The 7,127-nt window shown below is 63.5% G+C and carries 4 protein-coding genes; 2 read left to right on the top strand and 2 right to left on the bottom strand.

Features of this window, described 5'->3' with window-relative positions; translation table 11 throughout:
• Positions 1-3,190 (top strand): translocation/assembly module TamB domain-containing protein (locus tag VKT51_07625; GenBank protein HLJ84021.1); only part of this gene is annotated, 3,190 nt, incomplete at its 5' end.
• Positions 3,191-3,415: 225 nt separating this feature from the next.
• Positions 3,416-5,029, top strand: a complete 1,614-nt coding sequence (locus VKT51_07620; protein HLJ84020.1) for a S53 family serine peptidase — start codon at positions 3,416-3,418, stop codon at positions 5,027-5,029.
• Between the two features lie 100 nt (positions 5,030-5,129).
• Here VKT51_07620 and VKT51_07615 read toward each other — a convergent pair whose 3' ends face one another.
• On the bottom strand, positions 5,130-6,023 hold the full coding sequence (locus VKT51_07615) for a hypothetical protein (protein HLJ84019.1): 894 nt from the start codon (positions 6,021-6,023) through the stop codon (positions 5,130-5,132).
• Between the two features lie 21 nt (positions 6,024-6,044).
• A partial coding sequence (locus tag VKT51_07610; GenBank protein ID HLJ84018.1) for a hypothetical protein occupies positions 6,045-7,127 on the bottom strand: 1,083 nt, incomplete at its 5' end.

Raw genomic sequence — 7,127 nt, 5'->3', positions numbered from 1 at the left:
TCATGCATGGCTCGGCGACGTCAAAGTGAGCGATGTTCATGCGCGCGTGGCGAAAAAGAGCGAGGAGGTCTCGGCCGACGGTGTCGCGGCGCTGATCGGCGGACAAGTCCATATCTATGGCGCCACGGCTCGTCTGGCGGGCGGCGAGGTCGCAGTCGCCGGTACGCTGCCGAGTGCTCGCGCGGGAGACCTCGATGCCTATGCGTCGCATGTTGACGGCGCCGCGCTTGCCGCGCTCGGCGCACCGATCTCAAGCGGCACCATCACCGCATTTGCTCATCTCACCGGCCCCTTGTCTGCGCCGCACGTGGCGCTCGACGGCGCGCTGACAAACGGCATCGTCGCCGGGCGCGCCATCAGCGGCGACGGCGATTTCGCATTGGCCGGCGGCAACCTCACGATCGCGGATGCGCGCGTCTCTCTGGATGATACGCGCGGATATCTGACCGGCGACGTTCGCGGTATTGGACGCGTCACAAACGATGCGTCGCTGCATATGCGTGCCGCAATGCCGAACGTCGACCTTGGTTCGGTTGCTACGTCCGTCGCGGGCGACAACGCGCCGATCAGCGGGCTCGGAGCCGCCGACGTGCTGATAGGCGGCACGTTGGGCGCGCCGACAATGCGTGGCGCCCTCTCAGCCGACATCGGCGCGCTGCGCGGCGTGCCGTTCGACAATCTCCAAGCCGACGTCTCCGGCTCGCCGAGCGCACTCGATATCCAAAACGGCGGCGTGCGTTTCGGCAGCACGCGGCTTGCGGTCGCCGGATCAGTCGCGCCGTCGTCCGTCGCATTGCACATTGAGAGCCCGCACGTGCAGCTCGACGATTTCAACGACTTCTTCAACGGGAAGGATGTGCTCGAAGGTCACGGCAGTCTGGCGGTCTCGGTTGAGTCCGCCGGCGACCACGTGCGCGCAAGCGGCGGCGCGCAGATGCGTGACGTCGCGATCGATGGAATTCCGGCGGGGCTCGTGGACGTCAGTCTGAGCAACGCGGGTGCGGCCACCCTCGCGACGATCGGACAGCGAAATGCGCTCGGATCCATCACCGCGCAGGCCGGGGTTCAATCGGCAGCGGTCTCAAGAGCATTGACTGCGGGATTTGGGGCCGCGCAGTATTCACTCGACGCGCGAATCAGTAGGCTGGACCTTGCAGCGCTTGCACCGTATGTCGGGGCAGAGGATCAAGGCTTGACCGGAATGGTCAACGGCACCATCCATGCGGCTGGACCATTGCGCGCACCGACGGGGGCAGCGCAGTTCGCGGTATCGCACGGCACTCTGCGCGGCGTCGCTTTCGACGATGTCAGCACACGGCTCGCGAGCGACGGCCGCTCGGTCCAACTGCGCTCGCTGCGCGCAGACGCGCAGCAGACGACAGTGACCGCGAGCGGTCGGCTGAATATCATCAAACGGTCGCTCGCCTTTCGCGCACACGCAGACGTGCGAGATCTCTCGACGTTAGCACGTCTCGCGAAAATACCGGGCACCAACCGCGGCACGGCGACGGCGGATGTGGCCGCAACCGGATCGTTCGCCGCGCCGTCAATAGATGCGCGCGTCGCATTTCCGAGCGGCGAGGTGCGCAGTGTAGCGTTCGACAGCGCGGGCGTGACCGCGCGCTACAGCGCCCGCCGCCTGCGCCTGGCTGGAAACATGGTGTTCGCGCGCAAACACGGGCGCGTGGACATGACCGGAACGATGCCGATACGGCTCGCGCCGTTTGAGATCGGTCCGAACGATCAACGCATCGCGTTCCGCGCGCGCACGACGGCTGTGGCGATCGGTGTCATCGATCCTCTGCTCGACGGCGTTGCGCAAGTGGGCGGCGCGTTGGATTCAAACGTCACGGTCAGCGGGTCGGTTGCCGAGCCCGTCGTCGCGGGATCGGCCCAGCTGCGTAATGGCGTGCTGGCATCGCGCTACGACACGATCGGGGCGCGCGCAGTCAACGCCGACTTGTCGTTCGCCAACGACACCATCTCGCTGCACGATTTCCGGGCGGCGCTTGGCTCCGGCACCATGACGGCGCGCGGCGACGCGCACGTCGTGCCGGCCACCGCTCTGCGAAAATCGCCGAGCTTGCAGTTCTCGCTGCAGGCGATACTAAACGGCGCGCAAGTGGCCGTTCCGAATATCGTGGACGGCACGGTTTCCGGAAACGTCGCCGTCACGCGTTCGGGCCGCGTGCCTTACATCTCCGGTGATCTCGGCTTCACAAATACGTCGGTGCCATTTGCGACGCTGCTCGCGCTCGGATCGCGCAGCAGCTCCGCGACGTCTCAGACCAAGGCTATGCCGGGCGTTCCGGCACCGTTGCCCGGCCGCGTGACCGCATATGCAGGTTCCCTTTTCGCAAGCGACTTCACCATCGTGACGCCGAGCACGCCTCGGCCTCGTCTTGCCGCGAGGCCGCTGCATATCCCGCGAACGTATCGATTAGGCTTACGTCTCACGGCGGGCAAGGACGTGGGCATTTCCGGTGCGGTCAGCGCGCAAGGGACGGGCACGGTGGACGTGACGGGCACGACGCGAGCGCCGCAACTCTCAGGTACGCTCATCGCAGAGCGTGGTCGCGCGGCATTCGTCAACACGCGCTTTGACCTGACGGACGGCTTCGTCACGTTCGATCCGGCCGACGGTCTCTTGCCGACCATCGAAGCGAATGCGACGACAAGTACCGATACGGCCGATATCACGGTCACGATCGCCGGCCGCGTCGATCAGCTGCACACCGATTTCACCTCTACACCGGAGATGTCGCGCGATGCGATCGTGGCTTCGCTGCTGCACATCCCGCAGATAAATTCGGCCCTCGCGTCGTCGCACGGCATGGATCAATCGCAAGTCGGCGTCAGCTCGCAAGACGTCGTGACGGGCGCGCTGGCGGGTCAAGTGCTCGGCGCGCTCAACGTGGGTTTGAATCAGTTGCTGAACGTGGGCGAGGTGAACTTCGAGTTGGACCCGCGCGGCGCCCCCGGCCTTGAGGTGCGTCATCCGTTCGGTCCGCACGCGTACACGATCTTCCGCACGACGTTCTCTGTGCCGCCGGCGCAATCGTTCGGCGTGGCGTACGTCGTGCGCCGCGCTCTCTCGGTGGAGTTCACCCAGTCGCAGTCGACACCGGGCTCGTCGCCCGTGCTCGCGCCGCCGCTCACCTCTATACAAGTGCAGCTCTCGTTTCGCTAAGCGGCGAGGCCTGGTCGGTGCTCGGATGTTAGCAATCGCTTAACACTGCGCAGTAGGCAGATGGACTACTCGCTTGCAGGTCTAGAACGCCAACTGAATTTCATGACGACCAAAGTCCCATAATTTTTCTGCGCCGAGGTCCGCTGCTCGCCGCTTGCGAACCGTCGCGCTGAAGTTCGGCGCGCCACAATTGCACCGGCGTCGAACGTGAATGGAGATGCTTTCGTGAAGTACTTCGCCCCGCTCGTCGCACTGCTCGTCGGAACGGCGATGCCGGCGCTCGCCGCCGCACCTGCAATGCACATCGTCGCCGATCCGGTACACGCGGCCGGCTTGCGCGACTTGGGCCGCGCCAACTCCGGTCTCGACGTTTCCTTAGTCGTCTCTATGCGCTATCGGAACGAAGCTCAGCTCGATCAATTCGTCGATGCCGTGAGCAATCCGGCGTCGCCGATCTTCCGACACTTTCTCACAAATCAGCAGTTCAACGCCTATTTTGCGCCATCAGTGCGCGATTACAATCGGGTCGCTGCCGCGCTCGTCCGCGCCGGATTTCGCGTGCGCCCGTCCAGCAACGGCACGATCATAGACGCCGATGGTCCGGCAGCGGCCGTCGAGCGTTACTTCAAGACGGAGATTCACGTCGTGCAGCAAGCAGGCGTGCGCGGCGTACGCTACGCGAACGCGACACCAGCGAGCATGCCGAACGAGATCGCCGACGCCGTTGACACCGTGGTCGGATTCGATAGCCTGCAGCGTGCGACGCCCGATCACACGACGCCGATCATGAACGCCGTCTTGCCGGACGCATTGAGCGGCAAAATCCACGGCAAGGCAGGCGGCTACAGCCCGTTTGCCATCGCGCAAGCCTACAACTATCCGGTCCAGCATGGCTTTGACGGAACGGGTCACGCGATCGGCATCGCGATCGACTATGACAGCTCGGACAACGATCTCAAGACCTTTGCGGCGTACTTCGGCATCGTGCGCACCGGCCACAATTTCCACGTTCCCGTTGACGGCGGACAACCGTACAACCCGAACGGCAGCGTCGAATCGACTTTAGACACAGAAACCGTCGCCACGCTCGACCCGGGCGCGGACATGTACGTCTACAACTTCGGCGCCGCATTCACGTTCACCGAGATCTCCGACGCTTACAATAAGGCCGTTTCGGACAACAAGGTCGAAGTGGTGAGCTCGAGCTTCGGTCTTTGCGAAGACGATTCTCCGACGAGCTTCAACAGCTTGGTCACGAACATCACGAAGCAAGGCGCCGCAAAGGGCATCAGCTTCGTCGCCAGCACCGGCGATTTCGGACGCGGCGGCAAATGCTCGGACGGCACGGGGCAAGATGTGCCCGCGGTGCTGAAGTTCTTCACCTCTGTCGGCGGCGCCGATCCGAACATCAACAGCACCGGAAAGCTCGTTAGCGAAGTCGAGGATTCCGGTTCCGGCGGCGGCCCGTCGGACATCTTCAAAATCCCCGCATATCAGGTCGGGCTTGCCGGCGTGTTCTCGACGACAAAGCGAAATATTCCGGACGTCTCCGGCCCCTACTTCCCGGACGCCTTTTTCCTTGCCGGGCAGTGGGGAACGATCGGCGGTACATCGTGGGCGGCGCCCGCTACGGCGGCGTTTCTCGTGGAAGCCAATCAGGTCGAAGGCGCGCGGACCGGCTTTGCCAACCCCGCGATTTACGCAGCGTTCAAATCTCAAGGCTACAAGGACTTCAACGATCTCATCAGCGGCAACAACGGGATCGCGTGCAAAGCGGGCTACGATGACTGCAGCGGCATCGGCACGCTGAAAGCGTTCCCGCTCGCGAATACGATGTAGTTCGGTCGCGAACAAGACGAGAGGCGGCACATCGTGCCGCCTCTCGTCGTCTTTCGGCGCCGGTTAGTGATCTAGCCGGCGCGCGACGTGAGCTCTCCGATCACTCGGTTGAGTTTCCTACGGCGGATACCGTGAGATCGGATGTGCCGTTCGCGCCGGTCAGTGTTGGATTGTTGGTCTTGCTCATCGGCGGACCGGCTTCGACGAACGGATAGTCCGCTCCGACGACGATCGTGATGAACGCGCCGCACGGGATCGGCGCGCCAACTCCGCCGGCGCAACTGCCGGTTCCGGTGATCGTCGCAGTCGTGCCGCTCACGAGAGCGGAAGCGACTTGCCCGCCGCCTGAGGCGACTTCAACGACTCGCTCTGTCACGCCGGCCGGCGCCGCGCCGACGGTAAACGTACCGCCGCCGTTGCCATCGCTGACAAAACCCGTCACGCCGCTCTCCGCGCCGAGTACGACAGGCGACGCAGGCAGCGTGGCGGAGGCGCTGTAGGTGATGTTGTGACCGTTGGTGGTAACGGTTGTGGTTGCGCTGTACTGACCCGAAACCGGAGCCGACGGCACGATGATGAACCCGGTCGGGTACTGGTAGAGCGGGTGTTGGGCATCCGGCGGCGCGTAAGCCGGTGCCATGCCGAACAAGCCGTTGCAGCCAGCGAATTGTCCGTAGACAAAGAACTGGTTGCAGCCTGCTGGGAGTGTGATCGCGCCGCCCGGCCCGGTTATGGAAGCCGTGCCCGGATTGATGTAGGCTGAGTTGCCCATTTGGTTGCGGAAAGCCGTCACGATGTTCTGAAACGTTCCGGCAGATCCCGTGAGACTGCCGAAAGCATCATTGAGCGTGCCGACCGACATGACGAGTTTCGCGTGCGTCGTGAACACCGGATTACCGACTGTGTTGTTCGTCGTGCAGCCCGCCATCACAGCGACGCAGACCAGCGCGACGAGACTTGCGCTGAGTTTGCGCATGGAAGTGATTCCTTTCATCTGTGTGTTCCTCACGATCTTCTAGTACTTCACGCTGACGAAGACCGTGTAGAGGCGGGCCGGTCCCGTCGGTTCGTTCTCATACGGGAACGGACTGCGCGGGAATTGGTATGGTTCGAAGAGCGGCAGCACCGTGTTCGTGCCCGACGTCGGGCCGTAACCGCCGAGACCGTTGTTTCGGTAGCGCGAATTCGTGCCGACGACCGCGTTGGTGTAGTTGCCGAGCAGGTTCGTGCCGCGGATGCCTACCTGCATCCGAGTGGGTCCCGTCCCTATGTCATGCGAGATCGAGACGTCGGTCAGGAAGAAGCGCGGCGGCCCCAGCAGCGTGCCAGGGTCGTTGCCGTCGGCCGTGCCGCGCGAACCCGTGATGTTCGGGTGAAGGATCGTGCCCGGGTTCGACGGATCGGTGAAGTAGTACGCGCTCTGGAATTGGTTCTCGCCGAGCGACGCCGCGGCCAAGTCGGTGTTCAGCACCTCGACCGGAACGAGCGAACCGTTCGGACCGATCGGCTGGAAGACAAACGTCTTCTTGCCGACTCCGTAGCGGTAGCCCGATTCGAACGGCATGAGCGCGGAGAAATGCCAGCCGCTGCGCGTGTTGTAGGCTAGGTTCATCGTGGCCGTCACCGCCGCCACGTACGAGACGTGGAAGAAGTGATTCAAAGCCAACGCGGCGTTGTTGGTGGACGGGAAGAAGTCGCTGTTGTAGTTCGCCAGAGTGTTGTCGTATGTGGCGCTCAGCGTTCCCGAGAGTCCAAACGTCTGCGTCTTCTGCAGATCGAGCTCAACGCCGGTGTTTTCGTTGACGCCGGCATTTTCCTCACGTGGTGCGCCAAAGATCGGCGTGCCGTCGGGAAGGCTGAAAAGCAGCGGCGTGTTGGCGACGACATAGTCTTCGCCTTTTCTGTAGTACGGCGAGATACGCAACTCAAGCGAGTTGCCGAAGTCATGAGTCCAGCTCGCGTCGTAGTTTGTCGCGCGCTGCGGCCTGACCGGCGTGTACTGGGCGAAGAAGTTGCTGTTCCAGTCGCCGATCGCCGACTGGTAGAGGTTCGTGATGTTGTTGGTCGTGCCGAAGCCGGGCAGCGGAGTGAAGCAGCC

The sequence above is a fragment of the Candidatus Eremiobacteraceae bacterium genome (genome assembly GCA_035295225.1).
Taxonomy (GTDB): domain Bacteria; phylum Vulcanimicrobiota; class Vulcanimicrobiia; order Eremiobacterales; family Eremiobacteraceae; genus JABCYQ01.
Note: the sequence above shows the minus strand (reverse complement) of the source record. Positions and strands in the feature narration are given on the sequence as shown.

Coding starts and splice junctions, on each gene's coding strand:
- VKT51_07615 (HLJ84019.1), bottom strand. CDS start 6,023: ATGAAAGGAATCACTTCCATGCGCAAACTCAGCGCAAGTCTCGTCGCG.